Origin of the sequence: Streptomyces lacaronensis (genome assembly GCF_047337785.1) — a bacterium.
Taxonomy (GTDB): Bacteria; Actinomycetota; Actinomycetes; order Streptomycetales; family Streptomycetaceae; genus Streptomyces; species Streptomyces lycopersici.
On the sequence record NZ_JBLHDK010000003.1, the window covers coordinates 7,246,398 to 7,266,528 of the forward strand.

At 69.5% G+C, this 20,131-nt stretch carries 15 protein-coding genes; 7 read left to right on the forward strand and 8 right to left on the reverse strand.

Annotated features, from left to right (window positions below; translation table 11 throughout):
* The first annotated feature begins 293 nt into the window (after window positions 1–293).
* Together ACMTAK_RS31555 and ACMTAK_RS31560 are read left to right on the forward strand one after the other, a co-directional pair.
* Window positions 294–764, forward strand: coding sequence for a hypothetical protein (locus tag ACMTAK_RS31555; RefSeq protein ID WP_461773843.1), 471 nt, complete (start codon window positions 294–296; stop codon window positions 762–764).
* 40 nt (window positions 765–804) lie between these two features.
* Entirely contained in the window at window positions 805–1,695 is an 891-nt protein-coding gene (locus ACMTAK_RS31560; RefSeq protein ID WP_413809308.1) for a spermidine synthase, read from the forward strand.
* A 540-nt stretch (window positions 1,696–2,235) separates the two neighbouring features.
* On the opposite strand, the gene ACMTAK_RS31565 is transcribed toward ACMTAK_RS31560, so the two are convergent.
* Complete coding sequence (locus tag ACMTAK_RS31565) at window positions 2,236–2,820, reverse strand: hypothetical protein (RefSeq protein WP_413809309.1); 585 nt, start codon at window positions 2,818–2,820, stop codon at window positions 2,236–2,238.
* A 42-nt stretch (window positions 2,821–2,862) separates the two neighbouring features.
* Between ACMTAK_RS31565 and ACMTAK_RS31570 the strand changes: the two genes are divergently transcribed.
* The 3 genes from ACMTAK_RS31570 to ACMTAK_RS31580 all read left to right on the forward strand — a co-directional run bounded on the left by ACMTAK_RS31570 (window position 2,863) and on the right by ACMTAK_RS31580 (window position 6,159).
* Window positions 2,863–3,576, forward strand: a complete 714-nt coding sequence (locus ACMTAK_RS31570) for a response regulator transcription factor (protein WP_413809310.1) — start codon at window positions 2,863–2,865, stop codon at window positions 3,574–3,576.
* On the forward strand, window positions 3,573–4,967 hold the full coding sequence (locus ACMTAK_RS31575; protein WP_413809311.1) for a sensor histidine kinase: 1,395 nt from the start codon (window positions 3,573–3,575) through the stop codon (window positions 4,965–4,967). Before ACMTAK_RS31570 ends, ACMTAK_RS31575 begins: the two co-directional genes overlap by 4 nt.
* Window positions 4,968–5,106: 139 nt before the next feature.
* Window positions 5,107–6,159, forward strand: coding sequence for a chitinase (locus tag ACMTAK_RS31580; RefSeq protein ID WP_413809312.1), 1,053 nt, complete (start codon window positions 5,107–5,109; stop codon window positions 6,157–6,159).
* Between the two features lie 168 nt (window positions 6,160–6,327).
* Here the strand turns inward: ACMTAK_RS31580 and qcrB are convergent, their stop codons facing one another.
* The 5 genes from qcrB to ACMTAK_RS31605 all read right to left on the reverse strand — a co-directional run bounded on the left by qcrB (window position 6,328) and on the right by ACMTAK_RS31605 (window position 12,970).
* A complete protein-coding gene (gene qcrB / locus ACMTAK_RS31585; RefSeq protein WP_413809313.1) occupies window positions 6,328–8,010 on the reverse strand; it encodes a cytochrome bc1 complex cytochrome b subunit in 1,683 nt (560 codons plus the stop codon).
* 181 nt (window positions 8,011–8,191) lie between these two features.
* Window positions 8,192–9,598, reverse strand: a complete 1,407-nt coding sequence (locus tag ACMTAK_RS31590) for a GH1 family beta-glucosidase (protein WP_413809314.1) — start codon at window positions 9,596–9,598, stop codon at window positions 8,192–8,194.
* Between the two features lie 72 nt (window positions 9,599–9,670).
* The gene (locus ACMTAK_RS31595; protein WP_413809315.1) at window positions 9,671–10,585 is read right to left on the reverse strand and encodes a carbohydrate ABC transporter permease; all 915 of its coding nucleotides are present in this window, start codon (window positions 10,583–10,585) and stop codon (window positions 9,671–9,673) included.
* A gap of 17 nt (window positions 10,586–10,602) precedes the next feature.
* Window positions 10,603–11,628, reverse strand: coding sequence for a carbohydrate ABC transporter permease (locus ACMTAK_RS31600; RefSeq protein ID WP_413809316.1), 1,026 nt, complete (start codon window positions 11,626–11,628; stop codon window positions 10,603–10,605).
* Window positions 11,629–11,635: 7 nt separating this feature from the next.
* Window positions 11,636–12,970, reverse strand: coding sequence for an ABC transporter substrate-binding protein (locus tag ACMTAK_RS31605; RefSeq protein ID WP_413809317.1), 1,335 nt, complete (start codon window positions 12,968–12,970; stop codon window positions 11,636–11,638).
* A gap of 280 nt (window positions 12,971–13,250) precedes the next feature.
* Here ACMTAK_RS31605 and ACMTAK_RS31610 point away from each other — a divergent pair, with 280 nt between their 5' ends.
* On the forward strand, window positions 13,251–14,297 hold the full coding sequence (locus tag ACMTAK_RS31610; protein ID WP_413809318.1) for a LacI family DNA-binding transcriptional regulator: 1,047 nt from the start codon (window positions 13,251–13,253) through the stop codon (window positions 14,295–14,297).
* 73 nt (window positions 14,298–14,370) lie between these two features.
* Here ACMTAK_RS31610 and ACMTAK_RS31615 read toward each other — a convergent pair whose 3' ends face one another.
* Window positions 14,371–15,684 (reverse strand): glycoside hydrolase family 6 protein, encoded by a 1,314-nt coding sequence (locus ACMTAK_RS31615; RefSeq protein WP_413813051.1) that lies wholly within the window; start codon window positions 15,682–15,684, stop codon window positions 14,371–14,373.
* A 50-nt stretch (window positions 15,685–15,734) separates the two neighbouring features.
* Window positions 15,735–16,910 carry a glycoside hydrolase family 5 protein gene (locus ACMTAK_RS31620; RefSeq protein ID WP_413809319.1) on the reverse strand — a complete coding sequence of 392 codons (1,176 nt, stop codon included), beginning with the start codon at window positions 16,908–16,910 and terminating at the stop codon, window positions 15,735–15,737.
* Between the two features lie 300 nt (window positions 16,911–17,210).
* Here ACMTAK_RS31620 and ACMTAK_RS31625 point away from each other — a divergent pair, with 300 nt between their 5' ends.
* Window positions 17,211–20,102, forward strand: coding sequence for a glycoside hydrolase family 48 protein (locus tag ACMTAK_RS31625; protein ID WP_413813052.1), 2,892 nt, complete (start codon window positions 17,211–17,213; stop codon window positions 20,100–20,102).
* Window positions 20,103–20,131 lie beyond the last annotated feature (29 nt).

Below are 20,131 nucleotides of genomic sequence, written 5' to 3' on the forward strand. Positions count from 1 at the left end.
TTGGTGATGCCAGGTGGGCGGGGGAGAACCGTACCGGCTGTGAGATCCACGACACTCGGAGATTTCCGGCAAATGTGACGTCTCGCCCACGATTTGCCATGAACTGCCATCCTTTACGGCGGCCTTCGGCCGTAGCCGTTGACACCGCCGCGCGTTGAACCAGGTGCTACCCGATGAAGAGGGAGGCCGGAGTGGATACCAGCCGCTCACGGACGACTGCCCAGCACCCCCAGCGACAGGACTGCGATCTCGTCACCGTGCCCGCCCGCCAGGGGCTGGAGGCGGTGGACATCATGCGTCGTGCGTGCGACGGCCTCGGTCCCGTCCTGCATGACAACGCCGGCGACACCCTCGGCTTCCTGGTCCCGCCCGGCACGGCGGACGGCTGGGACCTGCCGGGCTCGGCGTGTACCCAGACATCCGGACGCGGGATCCGGATAAATATCGGCTCCGGCACCGGCATCCCCGCCGAGGCCGGAGACACCCGAACCGGAGACTCCGCATCCGGAGATCCCTCATCCGGAGACAGCGAATCCGGAGACAACGCGTCCGGAGACAACACGTCCGGAGGCACCGCAACCGGAGACAGCGAACCCGGAGACACCACATCCGGCGCGGCCGGGAACGAGGCCCCGCCGGGCGTCGGCACCGGCTGGCTGGTGCCGCCCGACGCGGCGTACTCGGTCGCCACCGACCCCGCCGACCTCCGGGCGGCGCTCGGCGAGGCGGCCCGCACGATCGAGGCCGTCGACCGCTGCCAGTGAGTCCCGGGGGCTGTCAGTGGTCGGCCCCATACTGGGACACATGGCGAAAGGCATGAACAAGCGAGCCGCGCGCGGGCGCGGAGCGGCGCGGGGACGCAGCCCCGAGCCGGTCACCGCATCCGTCGACGGGGGGCTCGCCGAGCTCGTGCCGGACCGGGACCGGCCGCGCGGCTGGACGCTGCTGCTCGACGGCAAGCCGCAGTCGCATGTGGACCTCGACGACCCCGCGTATCTCGACTTCGAGTACCAGCGCGGATTCGGCCATGTCGCCGATCTCGCCGCCCCTCCCGGCCGCCCGCTGCGCGCGGTCCATCTGGGCGGCGGCGCCTTCACTCTCGCCCGCTATATAGCGGCCACCCGCCCCCGCTCCACCCAGCAGATCATCGAGATCGACGCCCCGCTCGTCCAGTTCGTCCGGCGTGAGCTGCCGCTGGACCCCGGTGACCGGATACGGGTGCGCGGCGCCGACGCCCGGGCCGGGCTCGCCAAGGTGCCCGATGGCTGGGCGGATCTGATCATCGCGGATGTCTTCAGCGGGGCCCGTACGCCCGCCCATCTCACCAGTGCGGAGTTCCTCGCGGAGGTGCGCCGTGCCCTGCGCCCCGACGGGTGGTACGCCGCGAATCTCGCTGACGGCCCGCCGCTGGCCCATCTGAAGGCCCAGATCGCCACCGCCCGCGCCGCGTTCGCCGAGGTGTGTCTGACCGCCGACCCCGCCCTGCTGCGCGGCCGCCGCTTCGGAAACGCCGTGCTGCTGGCCGCTGACCGTGAGCTGCCGTTGGCCGAGCTCACCCGTCGCGCCGCGAGCGATCCGCACCTCGCCCGGGTCGAACACGGCCGCGCGCTCGCCGACTTCACCGGTGGCGCGGCCCCGGTCACCGACGCGACCGCCGCCCCCTCCCCGGCCCCACCGCCCGCCGTCTTCGCCTGACTGTCCCGGCGGGTCTCTCCCCTCCCCGCCCCTTCCCACAACCATGGGCTCCGCCCCTGGACCCCGTGACCTGGGGCAAAGCCCCACCACACGGCAAAGCCCCACCACACGGCGGAGCCGGATCGCGTGGCGGTGCCGGACTGCGCGGCGGGGCCGGACCCCGGGGTCTGGGGCGGGGCTGGACCGTGCGGCGAACCGGATCGCGTGGCGGGATTGGACCGCGCGGCGAGGCCCCACCGCGTGGCGGTGCCGGACCGCGTGGCGGGGCCGGGCTGCGCGGCGGGGCCGGACTGCGCGGCGGGGCCGGACTGCGCGGCGGGGCCGGACCCCGGGGTCTGGGGCGGGGCCGAACCACACGGCGCAGCCCCGCCGCGCGGCGAGGCCCCACCGCGCGGCGGAGCCCCACCGTGTGGCGGAACCGGACCGTGTGGCGGAGCCCCACCGTGTGGCAGGAGCTTCGTCCCTGGACCCGGGGTCTGGGGCGGAGCCCCAGTTGTGGGAAGGGGCGGGTAGGGGAACAGCCCGCCGCAGGCGTACGCCCTAGTGCTCGTCGATGCGGACCTGGGGCGGACCGTCGTGCCAGGTGCAGAAGATCGTGGTGGTGTCGGCCCCGGAGACGAAGTCCACCCGGATCCACTCGCTCTGCTTCCACACCTGCATCTGCCATCCACCGTCCGGCGTCGCCGAGACCAGCTCCGCCGACGCCGCCCGGATGTCGAAGACCGCCCGGCCGCCCTTGGCCGGATAGCTGCGCACCTCCCCGCTCTCCTCCGGCCGTGCCGACTCCCGCCGGGACGGCGTCTGCGTCGGCTTCCGGGTGGGCCCGGCCGAACCGGACTCCTTGGCCTTGTCCGCGCCGGACCCCGCGTCCGTCCCGGGAGGCGAGGGCGAGGACGGCGAGGACGGCGAGGACGGTGAAGTGGCCGACGGCGAGGGCGGTTTGGGCCGATGCGTGGAGGAGGACCAGGCCCCGTTCGCCGACCCGGAGCCGTTCGTGATCGGCAGCGCGCGCGGCGGGTCGTAGGCCGTACCGGTCAGCACCGTCCGTACGCCGTACCACGACAGCGTGACCGCGGCGCCGGTCGCCAGCACCCAGGCCAGACATTGGACCAGACCTCTTTGCATCTTCCTCATCTTGCCTCACCCGAATGGCGTACGGTGCCGCTCATGGCAAGTGTGCTTGTGGTCGAGGACGACCAGTTCGTGCGCTCAGCCCTCATACGGCAGTTGACCGAGGCGTCCCATACCGTGCGCAGCGTCGGCACCGCCCTGGAGGCGTTGCGCGAGGTGGCGCAGATCGGATTCGACGTCGTCATCCTGGACCTCGGACTGCCCGATCTGGACGGGGCGGAGGCGCTCAAGATGCTGCGGGGCATCACCGATGTGCCGGTCATCGTGGCCACCGCCCGTGACGACGAGGGTGAGATCGTCCGGCTGCTCAACGACGGCGCCGACGACTACCTGGTGAAACCGTTCTCCGTGGCCCATCTCTCCGCCCGGATGACCGCCGTGCTGCGCCGTACGCGCGGGGGCGGGACGGGGGAGCCGGGCGGCGCGGCGGCGCCCCCCACGGTGCTCAGGGTCGGCGGGCTGGCCGTCGATCCGCTGCGCCGCCAGGCCCAGTTGGACGGGATGACGCTCGATCTGACCCGGCGGGAATTCGATCTGCTGGCCTATCTCGCCGGGCGGCCCGGTGTCGTGGTGCCGCGCCGGGAGCTCCTCGCCGAGGTCTGGCGGCAGGCGTACGGGGACGACCAGACCATAGACGTCCATCTCTCCTGGCTGCGCCGCAAGCTGGGCGAGACCGCCGCCCGTCCGCGCTATCTCCACACGCTGCGCGGGGTCGGGGTCAAACTGGAGCCCCCGGCGGAGCACACGTGAGATGGGCTCTGGTCAAGGTCTGTCTGGCGGTCACGGCGATGGTCGTGGTCGCCTTCGCCGTACCGCTCGGACTCGTCGTCAAGGAGCTGGCCCGGGACCGGGCGTTCGCCGACGCCGAGCGGCAGGCCGCCACCATCGGCCCGGCGCTCGCCATCACCACCGAGCGGGCGCGGCTCCAGCGCGCGGTCGCCAGCACCCAGGCGGGCGGGGACGGCCGGATGGCGGTGCACGTCCCCGATGAGCCGGGGAAGCGGGGGAGCGGCTACGACCTGGGCAAGAGCCGTGCGCCCAAGGGCGAGCTGGCCATCGCGCGGCGACTCGGCCGCGCCTCGGTGTCCGGCGCCCCCGGTGGCTACGCGCTGCTCCAGCCGACCGCGCTGAGCAGCGGTCAGGTCGCGGTCGTGGAGGTGTACGTCCCGCGTGGCGTGGTCACCAGCGGGGTCACCACGTCATGGCTGGTGCTCGCGGGCGTCGGCCTCGCGCTGATCGTCGGCGCGGTGGCCATCGCCGACCGGCTCGGCACCCGGCTGGTGCGCCCCGCGGGACGGCTCGCCGAGGCCGCCCACGACCTGGGCCGGGGCGAGCTCGGGGTGCGCGTCCCGGAGGACGGCCCGGCCGAACTGCGGGCGGCGGCCGCCGCGTTCAACTCCATGGCCGACCAGGTGGTCCAGCTCCTGGCCGGCGAGCGCGAGCTGGCCGCCGACCTCTCCCACCGGCTCCGCACCCCGCTCACCGTGCTGCGCCTCAACGCCGCCTCGCTGGGCGAGGGACCGGCGGCCGACCAGACCCGGGCCGCCGTCGCCCAGTTGGAGGGCGAGGTCGACCAGATCATCCGCACCGCGCGCCAGCAGAAGACCCACACCCCCTCCGGCTGTGACGCCTGCGAGGTGATCCGGGACCGGATGGAGTTCTGGTCCGCGCTCGCCGAGGACGAGGACCGTACGGTACGGCTGGCCGGGGTCGACCGCACCGTAAGGGTGCCGGTCGCCCGCCCCGAACTGGGCGCCGCGCTGGACGCCCTGCTCGGCAATGTCTTCCGGCACACGCCCGAGGGCACGGCGCTCGCGGTCGACGTCCACAACGGCGAGGACAGCGTGATCATCCTGGTCTCGGACGCGGGCCCCGGCATCGCCGACCCCGACGCGGCGCTCCGCCGGGGCCACGGCGACGGCGGCCCCGGCTCGACCGGCCTCGGCCTGGACATCGTGCGCCGGGTCGCGGAGTCCACGGGCGGCGATCTGCGGATCGGGCGGTCCGTGCTGGGCGGCACCGAGGTACGGGTGTGGCTCTCGCTGAACGGCGCCCGATCCGCCGACCCGGGGCAGCGGCGGCGCGGCCGTAAGAAGAGGGCCCGGGGCCGCGGCAGGACCAAGGAGCCCGCGGAGCATTAATCGCCGCCGATGGGTTCCTTAAGACAGCCATAAGATCCGTGGCCCGTGCACGGATCCTGCCGTTTGTCCGACTTCCCCTCGCTAGCGTGTCGCCCGCACCACCAACCCCCCACATCCGTACAGCGAAGGCAGGCACCTGATGAGCAGCACGCACCGTCGCAAGGCGAGCCGGACCACCAAGGTGATCGGCGCGACCGCCGCCGCCGTCGTGGCCGGTGGCACGGCGTTCGCGCTCAGCGGGGCGGCGAACGCGGGAACGGTCTCCGAGAAGACCTCCGCCTCCGAGAAGCCCGCCGCGGCGGCGGGCGGCTTCGCCCCGTACATCGACACCTCGCTCTACCCCGCCTACGACATGGTGGGCACCGCCGACAAGACCGGCGTCAAGGAGTTCAACCTCGCCTTCATCACCTCCGGTGGCGGCTGTACCCCCAAGTGGGGCGGCGTCACCGAGGTCGGTGACAACGAGGTGGCCAAGCAGACCGAAGCGCTGCGCGCGAAGGGCGGCGACGTCCGGGTCTCCTTCGGCGGCGCCTCCGGCTCCGAGCTGGGCCTGGCCTGCACCTCGGCGGACGAGCTCGCCGCGGCCTACGGCAAGGTCGTGGACGCCCTCAAGCTCACCAAGGTCGACTTCGACATCGAGGGCAGCGCGCTCCCCAACAAGGAGGCCAACACCCGCCGCGCCCAGGCGATAGCCAAGCTCCAGCAGCAGCACTCGGACCTGGATGTCTCCTTCACCCTGCCGGTGCTGCCGACCGGCCTCACCCAGGACGGTGTCGACCTCGTCGCCGACGCCAAGAAGAACGGTGTGAAGGTCTCCGCCGTCAACATCATGGCGATGGACTACGGCGCGTCCTTCGACGACGACATGGGCCAGTACGCGATCGACGCCGCCACCGCGACCCAGGGCCAGATCAAGGAAGCGCTCGGGCTGGGCGACGACGAGGCGTGGAAGGCCGTCGCGGTCACCCCGATGATCGGCGTCAACGACGTCAAGAACGAGATATTCAAGGTCGACGACGCCTCCCAGCTGGTGGAGTTCGCCAAGTCCAAGGGCCTGGCCTGGCTGTCGATGTGGTCCGCGACCCGCGACAAGCAGTGCCCCAGCCCGCAGGACACCGCGTCGCCGACCTGCAGCTCGATCGACCAGGAAGAGCTGGCGTTCACCAAGGCCTTCGGTGCCTTCAACGGCTGACGACGACGTAGCCGGATAAGCCCCGCATTCACCACCCCCCACGGAATCCCCCCACATGGCGGGGCGCGGACGGAATCCCCCACCCACCGCGCCCCGCCGTTTCCGTCGTCCTGGCGCCCTGAGGGGTGTCCGGACCACGCGGCGGAGCCGCATATCCGATGCCTTCCCTCAGGGCCGCTGCGGTTCCTCCGCCCGCTCCTCCGCCTCGTGCTCCTCGTGCTCCGCCACCTGCTCCTTCGTGACCTTGGCGACCTGGCCGTCGCGGCCGAAGTAGCTCCGGGACAGCGAGACCCGCAGCCGCTCCCTGAAGGACAGCTTCCGGGCGACCCCGGCCTCGTCGACCGTCGGCGGCAGCTCCAGCGGCAGATACTGCTCGTACGCGGTCAGCGTGTACTTCTCCCCGGGCGAGAGCGGCTCGTGCACCTCGACGTACTCGCCGTGCGGCAGCCGCTGGATGGTGCCGGTCTCGCGGCCGTGCAGCAGCTTCTGCCGGTCCTTGTGCTGGAGGCCGAGACAGATCCGTTTGGTGATGACGAAGACCACGACCGGTGCCACGAAGAAGGCGATCCGGCAGGTCCAGGTGATCGCGTTGATCGACAGATGGAAGTGGGTGGCGATGAGGTCATTGCCGCCGCCCGCCAGCAGCACCGCGTAGAGGGCGATCCAGGCGGCGCCGAAGGCGGTGCGGGTCGGGGCGTTGCGTGGGCGCTCATTGAAATGGTGCTCGCGCCGGTCCCCGGTGATCCATGCCTCCAGGAACGGATAGAGCCAGATGACCAGCAGCACCGTGGGGAAGACCAGGAAGGGGATCAGCACCCCGAGCACCAGGGTGTGGCCCCAGAGATTGATCTCCCAGCCCGGCATCAGCCGGATCAGCCCTTCGGAATAGCCCATGTACCAGTCGGGCTGGGCGTCGGTGGACACCTGGTCGGGACGGTAGGGGCCATAGGCCCACACGGGATTGATCTGGGCGATGGCCGACATCAGGGTGGTGACCCCGAAGACCAGGAAGAAGAATCCGCCGGACTTGGCCACATAGATCGGCCACAGGGGCGGCCCCACGATATTCATGTTCTTCGCGCCGGGCCCCGGGTGATGAGTGTGCTTGTGATAGACGAGCAGGATCATATGGAGCGCCAGCAGCCCGAGCATGATGCCCGGAATCAGCAGGACGTGCACGGTGAACAGCCGTGGCACGATCGAATTCCCCGGGAATTGGCCGCCGAAGAAGAAGAACGACAGATAGGTGCCGACGATCGGGATCGACAGGATCGCGCCCTCCATGAAGCGCAGACCGGTGCCGGACAGCAGATCGTCGGGCAGCGAATAGCCCATGAAGCCGTCGAACATCCCGAGAATCAGCAGACCGGCGCCGGACAGCCAGTTGATCTCACGCGGTTTGCGGAAGACGCCGTTGAAGAACGTCCGCATCATATGGACGATCATGCTGGCGATGAAGACGATGGCCGCCCAGTGGTGCACCTGCCGCATCAGCAGTCCGCCGCGCACATCGAAGCTGATGTCCAGCGTGGACGCGTACGCCTGCGACATGCGGATACCGCTCAGCGGCGTCCACCGGCCGGCGTAGACCACCTCGTTCATCGCCGGTTTGAAGAACAGGGTCAGATAGACCCCGGTCAGAATGATGATGACGAACGTATAGAGGGCGATCTCACCGATCAGGAACGACCAGTGGTCGGGGAAGACCTTGCGCAGATTGGCCTTGGCCATCTTGAACAGGCCCACCCGACCGTCGAACCAGTCGGCGAGGGCCTCGCCTTTTCCGGCGGGCGCGCGCCGACCGGATGGCTCATCGCGGAACCTCTGCCGGCGCTCCGGAAATGCTCTCATGTCTCAATGGGTTTACCAGGCATGCTCCACGGATGACGGCGCCCTTCCGCCGGGTGGATCAGGGCGTAACCCCATGGAAGGAAAAACGGCCCGGCCCGCTTGCGCCCGTATGCGCACCTCCGCTGACATCCGCGGCGCCGCCCGCCCCCCAGCGGGCGGCGCCGTGGACTTGAGGCCCCGGTCAGGCCGCCGGAAGCTCTCCGGTGCGGGCCACCCGGGCGTACCAGTGGGCACTGGACTTCGGTACCCGGGCCTGCGTCGGATAGTCGACATAGACCGCGCCGAAGCGCTTGCTGTAGCCGTACGCCCATTCGAAGTTGTCCATCAGCGACCACAGGAAATAGCCGCGCAGATCGGCGCCGTCCGCGATGGCCTGGTGGGCCACGGCCAGATGGGCCTGGAGGTAGTCGATCCGCCGCGGGTCGTGGACCGCGCCCTCCGCGTCCGGCTTGTCGTCGAACGCGGCCCCGTTCTCGGTGATGTACAGCGGTACGCCCGGCGCCTCACGGCTGTAGCGCATCAGCAGGTCGTGCAGCCCGGTCGGGTCGATCGTCCAGCCCATCTCGGTGCGCTCGCCCGGGGTCTGGTGGAACGCCACCCCCTCCGAGCCCGGCCACGGGGAGTGGGCACTGGCGCCGTGGCCGTCGTGACGGGCGGGCGAGCCGTCGTTGTCGGTGGCGGCTGATACCAATGACGGTGTGTAGTAATTGATGCCCAGCGCGTCCAGGGGGTGCTTGATGACGGCCAGATCGCCATCGCGGACGAACGACCAGTCGGTGATCGAGGCGGTGTCCTTGATCAGGTCGCTGGGGTACGCGCCGCGCAGCAGCGGCCCGGTGAAGACGCGATTGGCCAGCGCGTCGATACGCCGCGCCGCGTCCAGGTCCTCGGGCTTGTCGGTGAGCGGCCGGACCACGGCCGGGTTGAGGCTGATGGCGAGCTGGGCGCGGGCGGGGAGCGCGGCGCGCAGCGCCTGAGCGCCGAGGCCATGGGCGAGGTTCAGATGGTGGGCGGCGCGCAGCGGGGCCAGCCGCTCGGTGCGGCCCGGGGCGTGCACCCCCGAGCCATAGCCCAGGAAGGCGCTGCACCACGGCTCGTTGAGGGTGGTCCAGAACTCGACGCGGTCGCCCAGCGCCTCCGCCACGATGCCCGCGTACTCGGCGAACCGCTCGGCGGTCTCGCGCTCCGGCCACCCCCCTGCGTTCTCCAGTTCCTGGGGCAGGTCCCAGTGGTAGAGGGTGACCACCGGCTGGATCCCCGCGCCCAGCAGCTCGTCCACCAGCGAGCGGTAGAAGTCGAGCCCGCGCTGCACGGCCGGCCCCCGGCCGGTCGGCTGCACCCGTGACCAGGACACCGAGAAGCGGTACGCCCCCAGGTTCAGCTCCGCCATCAGCCGGACGTCCTCGCGGAAGCGGTGGTAGTGGTCGACCGCCACATCACCGGTGTCACCGGCGAGCACCTTGCCCGGGGTGTGGCTGAAGGTGTCCCAGATGGAGGGGGTGCGACCGTCCTCCTGGGTGGCGCCCTCGACCTGATAGGCGGCCGAGGCCGCGCCCCACAGGAATCCGGGCGGGAAGGTAAGAGTCATGGAAGCGCTCCCATTCGAGGTCGTGGGGAGGGGGAAACGGGGAGGGAGGGCGGAGTGGTGGTCGCGGGCCGCTCAGCCCTTGACCGCGCCCTGCATGATGCCCCCCACAATCTGCTTGCCGAAGAGGACGAAGGCGATCAGCAGCGGCAGGGTGCCCAGCAGCGCCCCCGCCATGATCAGTGATTGATCCGGGGTGTATCCCCGGCTCAGACCGGTCAGTGCCACCTGCATGGTCGGGTTGCCGTTCTGCGTGAGCGCGATGAACGGCCAGAAGAAGTCGTTCCACGATTGGACGAAGGTGAGCATTCCCAGCACCGCCATCGCCGGACGCGCCGCCGGGAAGACGACATGCCAGATGATCCGCAAGCTGCTCGCGCCGTCCATCCGCGCCGCCTCGATCAGCTCGGTCGGCAGCGCCTGGGAGAGGTACTGCCGCATGAAGAAGACCCCGAAGGCGCTGACGAGTGTCGGCACGATGACCGCCTGGAGCTGGTCGGTCCACTCCAGCTTGGCCACCATCATGTACAGCGGCACGACGCTGAGCTGGGGCGGCACCATCATCGTCCCGATGGTGAGCATCAGCAGGATGTTCTTGAAGCGGAAGCGCAGCTTGGCGAAGGCGAAGCCCGCGACGGTCGAGAACAGCACGGTCGACGCCGCGACCGTGCCCGCCACCACCGTCGTGTTGAGCAGCGCTGTGCCCATGTTGGCGCCGTTCCACGCCTTGTCCAGGTTGTTGAAGAGGTTGCCGCCGAACCACAGGGGAGGGGGTGTCTGGGCCAGCCGGGTGTTGGTGCGGGAGGCGGCGATGGCGGTCCACACCAGCGGGAAGAGCGAGCCGATGGTGAACAGGATCAGCACGGCGTAGGTGATCTTGCCTCCGTGCAGCTGCCTGCCCGCCCGGCCACGGCCCTTTCCGCCCCGCGGAGTGGTGGGCGCGGGAGCCGCCGGATCGAGTGTCTGCCGGGAAGAGACAGTGACGCTCATGGTTCTCCTCGTCTCCCTCACTGGCTCTTCCGCAGCCGTCGCGCGAACAGCGCGTTGGCCGCGGCGATCAGCAGCAGGATCAGGAACATCGTCCAGGCGATGGCGGAGGCCCGGCCGAGGTGCAGGTTCACCCAGCCCTGCTCGTACATGTACAGGCCGAGCGTCTGGTACTGGTGATCGGCGCCGCCGGTGGCCGTCCCCGCGGTGTTGAACAGCAGCGGCTCACCGAAGAGCTGGGTGGCCCCGATCGTGGAGACGACGACCGTGAAGAGGATGGTGGGCCGCAGCGACGGAACGGTGACATGCAGGAACTGCTTCCAGCGCGAGGCCCCGTCCAGCGCCGCCGACTCGTACAGATCGTTCGGCACGGCCTGCATGGCGGCCAGGTAGATCAGCGCGTTGTAACCGGTCCACCGCCAGATGACGATCGTGGAGACCGCGATCTGCGAGGTCCAGGTGCCGTTCTGCCAGTCGATGCCGTCCAGTCCGACCAGCCCCAGGGACCAGTTGACCATGCCGTAGTCACGCCCGAAGAGCAGCGCGAACACCAGCGTGGCGGCAGCGACGGAGGTGGCGTACGGGGTGAGGATCGCCACCCGGAAGAACATCGAGGCGCGCAGCCGGTAGTTGAGCAGATGCGCGATCCCGAGGGCCATCAGCAGCTGGGGAACGGTGGAGATCACTCCGATGGTGAAGGTGTTCCGCAGCGCTTTCCAGAAGAACTCGTCTTCCCACAGCCGGGAGAAGTTGTGCCACCCCGCCCACTCCATATGGGTGGGGTCGGTGAGCTCCACTTGGTGCAGCGAGGCCCACCCCGTGTAGAGCAGCGGGAAGAGGCCGAAGGCGGCGAAGAAGATGAAGAAGGGGGCGACGAAGGCGTACGGGCTCCATCGCACATCCCAGCGGTAGCGGCGGCTGCGCCGGTCGCGGCGCCGCTGCTCGGCCGGGTCGGGTGCCGGCGCGGTCGCGGCGCGCGGGGCCGCGCCCCCCTGCCCTGCGGGGGGCGCGGCCGTATCAGGGGTAAAACCGGAAGGTGCGGTCATGTCCGGGTCACTGATCCAGCGCGTTGTCGTTCGTCTTGATCGCGGCCTTCCAGCCTTCGTCGGCGGACTTGCCCTGCTGCTCGACCTGGAGCAGGCCGACATCGGTGAAGTTCTGCTTGATGACGGCGTCCTTCGGGCCCAGGACCTGCGTCGGACTGTCCTTCGCGGCCTTTGAGAAGATCTTGCCGATGGGAGCGTCGTTGAAGTAGGGGAGCTTGGCGTCGGCCACCTGGGGAAGGCTGTACGCGGCCTGGGCGCTGGGGAAGCTCGCCTGCTTCTCGAAGAGCTTGGCCTGCTGCTCGGGCGCGGTCAGCCAGGTGGCGAGCTTGACCGCCTCGTCCTTGTTCTTCGCCGCCTGCGGCACGGAGAGGAAGGAGCCGCCCCAGTTGGCGGGCTGGGGGGCGGAAGCGACGTCCCACTTGCCCTTGTACTTGTCCCCGGCGTACTCCTTGATCTGGCCGAGCATCCAGGCCGGGCAGGAGACGGTGGCGAACTTGCCGTTGGCGAGCGCCTGCTGCCAGGGCTTGGTGAACTCCTGGAGCTTGGCGGAGAGTTTGGACGCGGACGCGTCGGTCGCCAGCTTCCACGCCTTCTTGACGGCCGGGCCGTCCTTGTAGATGGGCTTCCCGCTCTTGTCGTAGTAGACCTCCGAGCTGCCGGAGACCGCCGCGTTGAACAGTCCGCCGGCCGAGTCCAGGAACGCGGCTCCGCCCGGCGCCTTCTTGGCGTAGTCCTTGCCGGCCTCGAGATACTTCTGCCAGTCGCCCGCCCAGAGCTTGGAGACCGCGTCACGGTCGGCCGGGAGCCCGGCCTGCTGGAAGAGGTCCTTGCGGTAGCAGATCGCCATCGGGCCCACGTCCGTACCGAGGCCGATCGTCTTTCCGTCCTCGGCGGTGGCCTGCGCCCACTTCCAGTCGAGGAAGTTTTCCTTTTTGACGCCGTCCGCCTTCGAAAGATCAACGAACTTGTCGGCCTGGGTGGTGGTGACCTCGTTGATGTTGCCCACCTCGACCGCCTGGATGTCGGCGAGCCCGCTGCCCGAGCCAAGATGGGTGAGCAGCTGCGGGTAGTAGTTCGAGGCCGGGTCGATCACATTCTCTTCGATCTTGATATCCGGGTGCAGCTTTGTGTACTCGTCATAGAGCCCGGCCTGTTTGAAACCCATGACGCCGTATGTGCCGACGGTCACGACCGTCTTGCCCTTGCTGTCGCCGCCGCCGGACGAGCCGGCGGATCCGTCGTCGCCGTCATCGGCGCAGCCGCTGAGCAGCCCGGCTCCTAAAGCGGCGACGGCCGCGAGGACCACGGCCGTGCCGCGGTGACTACCAGTGTTCCTGCGCATTCCGTCCTCCTAGCGCCCGGCCCAACGGCTTCCGGCCAAAAAGTGGTGATACATAGCTCTTTGAGATGCATCGAGTCGGGTGGGCATCGTGCGGGTTGTGTATGGCTCGGGTACGGTGGGAGCGCTCCCAGCTGTGATGTGTTGAAGGGTCGCGGCTCCCCGCTGGGGTGTCAAGGGAGTGCGCGAAACAACTTCCCGAAACCACACTGCTGTTGAATGTCCCCGCAGCCGCCCATTTGGGGGGTTGGAGCTGCTGGGCATGGACGGCTGGAGGCGCGATATGGCAGGAACGCGGCGGCATGGCGCGGGGCGGGGACGGCCGACCCTCGAGGAGGTGGCGGCCCGCGCCGGGGTCGGCCGCGGCACCGTGTCCCGGGTGATCAACGGTTCGCCCCGGGTCAGCGACCGCACCCGTACGGCCGTGGAGCAGGCCGTCGCCGAACTCGGCTATGTGCCGAACCGGGTGGCCCGCGCCCTCGCCGCCAACCGTGCCGACGCCGTCGCCCTGGTGATCCCCGAGCCCGAGACCCGGCTCTTCGCCGAACCGTACTTCTCCGACATCATCCGCGGTGTCGGCGCCGAGCTCGCCGAAACCGATCTCCAGCTGCTGCTCACCCTCATTCGCACCCCCAAGGAGCGGCAGCGGCTCGCGGACTACCTCTCCGCGCACCGCGTCGACGGGGTGCTGCTGGTCTCCGTCCACGCGGACGATCCGCTTCCGGACCTGCTGGAGCGGATCGAGATGCCCGCGGTGCTCAGCGGCCGCCGCTCGGCGCATGAATCGGTCCCGTACGTCGACTCGGACAACACCGGCGGCGCCCAGTCCGCCGTGGAGCACCTCATCGGCCGCGGCCGCGAGACGGTCGCCACCATCACCGGTCCGCTGGACATGTATGTCGCGCAGTGCCGCCTGGAGGGCTACAGCGCCGCGGTCCGGGCGGCGGGCCGGGAGGTGGAGGCGGAACTGGTGGCCTCCGCGGACTTCACCGAGGAGGGCGGCCGCCGGGCGATGCGGCAACTGCTCAGCCAGCGCCCGGACCTGGACGGGGTCTTCGCCGCCTCGGACGTGATGGCCGCGGGCGCCCGCCAGGTGCTGCGCGAGTACGGGCGCGGCGTCCCGGACGATGTGGCGCTGGTCGGCTTCGAGGACTCGGCCGTCGCCCGCCATATGGACCCTCCGCTCACGAGCGTCCGGCAGTCCACGGAGGAGATGGGCCGGGCGATGGTGCGGGTGCTGCTCGAGGAGATCGCGGGGCGCTCGGACCGCACGGCCAAGCGGCCACAGATGGTGCTGCCGACGCAGCTGGTGCGGAGGGAGTCCTCCTGAGCCGGCAAAGGGGTGGGGCCGGTGATCGCGAAAACGCGTCCACCGGCCCCACTTCAGGGGACGAACCGTGCGGTTACAGCGCCGGGTAGGCGTTCTTCAGCAGCTCCTGGAACTGGGCCGAGAACCAGTGGCCCGACAGCGGAGCGTTCGGCAGCGCACCCGACATGTTGTTGTTGTTGCGCGGGTTGCCGGTGTACGTCGGGTCGCACATCCGGTCGAAGCCCTTGCCCTCGTCGTTCGGGATCGAGGAGCTCGAGCCGTCCGACTCGCCCGGGGGCTTCATCCACACATACGCGTCGATCCCGGCCGCGGGTGCCGCCTTGGGCCGCTCCCCGAGCCCGGCTCCGGACTGGTTGCACCAGTTGCCGACGTGGATCCGGCGGTCGTAGCGCCCGCCGTCGACGTATGTGTCCACGTCCGTCTTCGCGCCGGGGCCGCTGGGCCGGGCCGAGCCGCCCCAGCCGTTGCGGGAGGTGTCGATCAGGGCGCCGATGTTGCTCGGGAAGCCGACGTTGACCAGCTCCTGGCGGAACGCCTGGGCGTAGGAGAGCTCGTCCACGTACCGGTTCCAGTCCACCCACTTCGACTGGCGCACGGTGGTGCCGTTGACCGAGTCGTTGACGGTGAAGTTGTTCTCCTTCAGCGCGCTGAAGTTGGCCGTGTTGGTGATGATGCCGGCCACCTTGTCGACCGTGCTGCCCTCGGCCGTCGCCGCCTGTTTGATCACCTGTGCGGTGGGGTTGAAGTTGTCGTCCCAGCCGATCCAGCCGTGGTGCCCGGCGTCGATGTAGTTGTAGACGTTGCCGATCGAGCCCAGCTTGTTCAGGGCGTAGCCGACGCCCTTCACATAGTTGCCGTTCGCCTTCATCGTGTCGCACTCGGGGGTCGCGGTGGGCTTGCCGCCGGTGTTGGTGACCAGATTGGGCAGCGAGTCGACCTCGATCGTGTTGACGATGCGCAGACTCGAGTTGGCGTACTTGGACTCGGAGAGGATCGCCGCGATCGGGTCGATGAACTGCGTCTTGTACTTGTCGATCTCGGTCGGGCCCAGCTCGCCGTTGGACGCCAGCGCGGAGCAGTCACGGCCGGGCAGGTCGTAGACCACTAACTGGACGACGGTCGGGCTGCCGCCGGACTGCTTCAGCGCCTCGTCGAGGTGGGCACGCAGCCCCCTCGCGCCGCCCGTGCCGTTGATCGCGGCGATCCGGTCCAGCCAGATGCCGGTCGGCTGGTTGGAGATCTTGCTGCCGCCGGGCTCGGCGGCGGCCTTCGCCGACCAGTCGGGGTTCACATACACCTTGGCGCCCGAGTACGGGTTGTCGACCTTCGCGGCGGCCGCCCTGCCGCTGTCCACCTGGGCGGACGCCACACCGGTCAGCGCCCCCATGGTCAGCGCGGAGGCGGCGAGCAGGGTGCCCGCCATTCGGATTCTGCGGCTCATTGCATTCCCTTCAGATGATCGCGGAGTCCCACGCCGTAGTTGGTCGGCGTGCCGTTGTAATCGCTGATCAGGGACGGTCCCGAGGAACAGTCCCAGGTGTTCCAGGTCCACCCCAGATACGAGGCGCCCTTGGCATCCAGCCAGGCCATGACCCGGTCGACATAGCCGTGGGAGCAGGTGTTCTCGCCGATCTCGCCCGCCACGAACGGGACCTGCGCGATGACCGGGGCCAGCTGTTCGTTGAAACAGCTCTCGTCGGCGCAGGTGTTGAAGTTGTACGTGTGCCAGGCGGCGGCGAGGTTGCCCGCCGGGTCGTTCGGCTTGTACGTCAGCCATTGGCGCAGATTGTTGGAGTAGGCGACCCCGGGGATCAGCACCAGGTTCCTGGCGCCGGTGGCCCGTACGGCGTTCAGCAGGGTCTGCATTCCGGCGACCTGGAAGTCGATCCCGGGGCAGCTCCCGCCGTCGCGCCAGCACTTCCACGCCGCCGTGAGGTCGGAGGTGGCGCGGTCCGGGAACGGCTCGTTGAACAGGTCGAAGACCACGGCCTGGTCACCTTTGAAGGTCTGGGCGACCGAGGTCCAGAAGGCCGGGGTGTACTGCGCGTCCGGCATCGGCTTCTGGCAGGTGGCGTACTCGGTGTCGGCGCAGTGGCTGTCCCCGCCGGTGTATCTGCCGTGGCTCCAGTGGAGTTCGACGATGGGTGTGATGCCACGGGCCTCCAGCCGGGTGACGAGTGCCTTGACGGCCGCGATGTAGTTGGCCCCTCCGTAGGCCGCGTCGATATGGGAAAGGCCCAGCCAGCACTCCTCGTTGAGCGGGATCCGGACCGCGTTGACCTTCCAGTCGGCGATGGCTTTGACGGCCGCGTCGTCCACGGGGCCGTCGAAGATGCCACGCCCCTGGACGCACATGAACTCACCGCCGGAGCGGTTGACGCCCAGCAGCCGCCGGGTGGCGCCGTTCTCGTCGACGAGCTTGTTGCCGGAGGCGCGGAGCTTCGGTGGTGCCGCGTTGGGCACGGTCACCGCCGGGGCGCTCGCGGCCGAAGCGGTCACGGCCTGGCCGCTCGCCGCCGAGGCGGTGGCGGTGGCCGCGGGCACCAAGGCGGTGCCCGCCACGGATAACACCGCGGCGGCCACCAAGGCATAAAGGCGCGGGGGTGCTCGCATGGAGCGACTCCTCGAGGTACAAGCGCCATTCGATACGGCGCAGACTGCTGGAACCGCTCCCACTGGTTGAAGTGAAGGTAGCGCTCGACGGGCGCATGTCAACAGCCCCCGTTCACGAATTATCGGTCGAAGGTGTCCGGCGACCCGCTGTTGTTCAAAGACTTGACACTCCTTCAGGCTGACACGAACCTTGGGAGCGCTCCCACTGGTTCGCACATCCCCCACTACCGCACGAACCGCGAGGAGGTCCCCCCGATGCGCGTACAGCGTGGCTCGCCCTTATCCGGGGCACGACGACGAATGAGACGGCTGGTGACCGCCCTCGCCGCCGCCCTCTCGCTCCCTGTGGCCATGACCGCGGCGGGCGGCGCGGCCCCCGCGCACGCCGCGGCGGTCCAGTGCGGGGTCGACTACAAGACCAACGACTGGGGCTCCGGCTTCACCGCCGATCTCACCATCACCAACCCCGGCGGCGACGCCATCGACGGCTGGACCCTCACCTACGACTACATGGGCAACCAGAAGCTCGCCAACGGCTGGAACGGCAGCTGGTCGCAGTCCGGCAAGACCGTCACCGTCACCAACACCGGGCACAACGCGAAGATCGCGGCCGGGGGCAACGTCACCACCGGCGCCCAGTTCACCTACAGCGGCACCAACGCCGCCCCCACCTCCTTCGCCGTCAACGGCGTGGCCTGCCGGGGCGCCCATCAGCCGCCCATCGCGGTGCTGAGCAGCCCGTCACCCGGCGCCGTCTTCACCTCCGGTGGCACCGTCCCGATGACGGCCACGGCCGCGGCGGCCGACGGGGCGACGATCAGCAAGGTGGAGTTCTACAGCGACACCAAGCTCCTCGGCACCGACACCACCTCCCCGTACTCCTTCGACTACCAGGACGTCCCGGCCGGCGACTATTCGCTCTACGCCAAGGCGTACGACAGCCAGGGCGCCGCCGCCGAGTCCACCCCCGTAGGCATCCATGTGGCGGCCGGACCCGCGCTGGTGGCCAGTCCCGGGCAGCTCGGGGTGCAGCAGGGCAAGACCGGGACGTTCGGCGTGAAGCTGTCCACCAAGCCGTCCGGAGACGTCACGGTCTCCGTCGCCCGCACCTCGGGCAACACCGGGCTGACGGTCTCCTCGGGCGCCGCCCTCACCTTCACCCCCGCCAACTGGGACACCGCCCAGCAGGTGACCGTCGCCGCCGCGAACTCCGGCACCGGCGCCGCGACCTTCACCGCGACCGCCGCCGGCCACACCAAGGCCGAGGTGACCGTCACCCAGCTGGCCGCCGCCAAGGCGTACGACGCCCGGTTCCTGGAGCTGTACAACAAGATCACGGCCCCCTCGGCGGGCTACTTCTCGCCCGAGGGCATCCCGTACCACTCCGTGGAGACCCTGATCGTCGAGGCCCCCGACCAGGGCCATGAGACGACGTCCGAGGCGTACAGCTATCTGATCTGGCTCCAGGCGATGTACGGCAAGGTCACCGGCGACTGGGCCAAGTTCAACTCCGCGTGGGACACCATGGAGAAGTACATGATCCCCACCCACGCCGACCAGCCCACGAACAGCTTCTACAACGCCTCCAAGCCCGCCACCTACGCACCCGAGTGGGACCAGCCCTCGCAGTACCCGTCGAAGCTCGACGGCAACGTGCCGGTCGGCCAGGACCCGATCGCGGGCGAGCTGAAGAGCGCGTACGGCACCGACGACATCTACGGCATGCACTGGATCCAGGACGTCGACAACACCTACGGCTACGGCAACGCGCCCGGCAAGTGCGAGGCGGGCCCGTCCGACACCGGCCCGTCCTACGTCAACACCTTCCAGCGCGGCCCGCAGGAGTCCGTCTGGGAGACCGTGACCCAGCCGACCTGTGACGGCTTCAAGTACGGCGGCAAGAACGGCTACCTGGACCTGTTCACCGGGGACGCCTCCTACTCCAAGCAGTGGAAGTTCACCAACGCCCCCGACGCCGACGCCCGGGTCGTCCAGGCCGCCTACTGGGCCTCGGAGTGGGCCAAGGCGCAGGGCAAGAGCGGTCAGATCTCCGGGAACATCGCCAAGGCCGCCAAGATGGGCGACTATCTGCGCTACGCGATGTACGACAAGTACTTCAAGAAGGTCGGCAACTGCGTCGGCGAGACCACCTGCCCGGCGGGCAGCGGCAAGAACAGCTCCAGCTATCTGCTCTCCTGGTACTACGCCTGGGGCGGCGCCACCGACACCTCCGCGGGCTGGTCCTGGCGCATCGGTTCCTCCTTCGCCCACGGCGGCTACCAGAACCCCATGGCGGCCTGGGCGCTGAGCAGTTACGCCGACCTCAAGCCCAAGTCCGCGACGGGCGCGGGCGACTGGTCCACCAGCCTCAAGCGCCAGCTGGAGTTCTACCGCTGGCTCCAGTCCAGCGAGGGCGCCATCGCGGGCGGCGCCACCAACAGCTGGCAGGGCCGCTACGCGACGCCGCCGTCGGGCAGCTCCACCTTCTACGGCATGTACTACGACGAGAAGCCGGTCTACCACGACCCGCCGTCCAACCAGTGGTTCGGCTTCCAGGCGTGGTCCATGGAGCGCGTCGCGGAGTACTACAACCGCACCGGTGACGCCTCCGCGAAGACGGTCCTGGACAAGTGGGTGAAGTGGGCGCTGTCCAAGACCACCGTCAACGCCGATGGCACCTACCAGATCCCGTCCACCCTCCAGTGGTCCGGCCAGCCCGACACCTGGAACGCCTCCAGCCCCGGCGCCAACGCGAACCTTCACGTCACCGTCGCCGACTACACCAATGACGTCGGCGTGGCGGCCGCGTACGCCAAGACCCTCTCCTACTACGCCGCCAAGTCCGGCGACACCAAGGCCAGGGACACCGCGAAGGCGCTGCTGGACGGCATGTGGAACAACTACCAGGACGCCCTCGGCATCGCGGTCCCCGAGACCCGCGCCGACTACAACCGCTTCGACGACCCGGTCTACGTCCCCAGCGGCTGGACCGGGACCATGCCGAACGGTGACAAGATCGACTCCAGCTCCACCTTCATGTCGATCCGCTCCTTCTACAAGGACGACCCGGCCTGGTCGAAGGTCGAGGCGTATCTGAAGGGCGGCGCGGTGCCCAGCTTCACGTACCACCGGTTCTGGGCCCAGGCGGACATCGCGCTGGCGATGGGGTCGTACGCGGACCTCTTCGAATAGCCGGTTTCGGCGCCTGACAGGCGGGGCTC

What these genes read in the sequence shown, in the direction of transcription:
- ACMTAK_RS31555 (WP_461773843.1), top strand. Translation starts at nt 294, where the DNA reads ATGCGTCGTGCGTGCGACGGCCTCGGTCCCGTCCTGCATGACAACGCC.
- ACMTAK_RS31560 (WP_413809308.1), top strand. Translation starts at nt 805, where the DNA reads ATGGCGAAAGGCATGAACAAGCGAGCCGCGCGCGGGCGCGGAGCGGCG.
- ACMTAK_RS31565 (WP_413809309.1), bottom strand. Translation starts at nt 2,820, where the DNA reads ATGCAAAGAGGTCTGGTCCAATGTCTGGCCTGGGTGCTGGCGACCGGC.
- ACMTAK_RS31570 (WP_413809310.1), top strand. Translation starts at nt 2,863, where the DNA reads ATGGCAAGTGTGCTTGTGGTCGAGGACGACCAGTTCGTGCGCTCAGCC.
- ACMTAK_RS31580 (WP_413809312.1), top strand. Translation starts at nt 5,107, where the DNA reads ATGAGCAGCACGCACCGTCGCAAGGCGAGCCGGACCACCAAGGTGATC.
- qcrB (WP_413809313.1), bottom strand. Translation starts at nt 8,010, where the DNA reads ATGAGAGCATTTCCGGAGCGCCGGCAGAGGTTCCGCGATGAGCCATCC.
- ACMTAK_RS31590 (WP_413809314.1), bottom strand. Translation starts at nt 9,598, where the DNA reads ATGACTCTTACCTTCCCGCCCGGATTCCTGTGGGGCGCGGCCTCGGCC.
- ACMTAK_RS31595 (WP_413809315.1), bottom strand. Translation starts at nt 10,585, where the DNA reads ATGAGCGTCACTGTCTCTTCCCGGCAGACACTCGATCCGGCGGCTCCC.
- ACMTAK_RS31600 (WP_413809316.1), bottom strand. Translation starts at nt 11,628, where the DNA reads ATGACCGCACCTTCCGGTTTTACCCCTGATACGGCCGCGCCCCCCGCA.
- ACMTAK_RS31605 (WP_413809317.1), bottom strand. Translation starts at nt 12,970, where the DNA reads ATGCGCAGGAACACTGGTAGTCACCGCGGCACGGCCGTGGTCCTCGCG.
- ACMTAK_RS31610 (WP_413809318.1), top strand. Translation starts at nt 13,251, where the DNA reads ATGGCAGGAACGCGGCGGCATGGCGCGGGGCGGGGACGGCCGACCCTC.
- ACMTAK_RS31615 (WP_413813051.1), bottom strand. Translation starts at nt 15,684, where the DNA reads ATGGGGGCGCTGACCGGTGTGGCGTCCGCCCAGGTGGACAGCGGCAGG.
- ACMTAK_RS31620 (WP_413809319.1), bottom strand. Translation starts at nt 16,910, where the DNA reads ATGCGAGCACCCCCGCGCCTTTATGCCTTGGTGGCCGCCGCGGTGTTA.
- ACMTAK_RS31625 (WP_413813052.1), top strand. Translation starts at nt 17,211, where the DNA reads ATGAGACGGCTGGTGACCGCCCTCGCCGCCGCCCTCTCGCTCCCTGTG.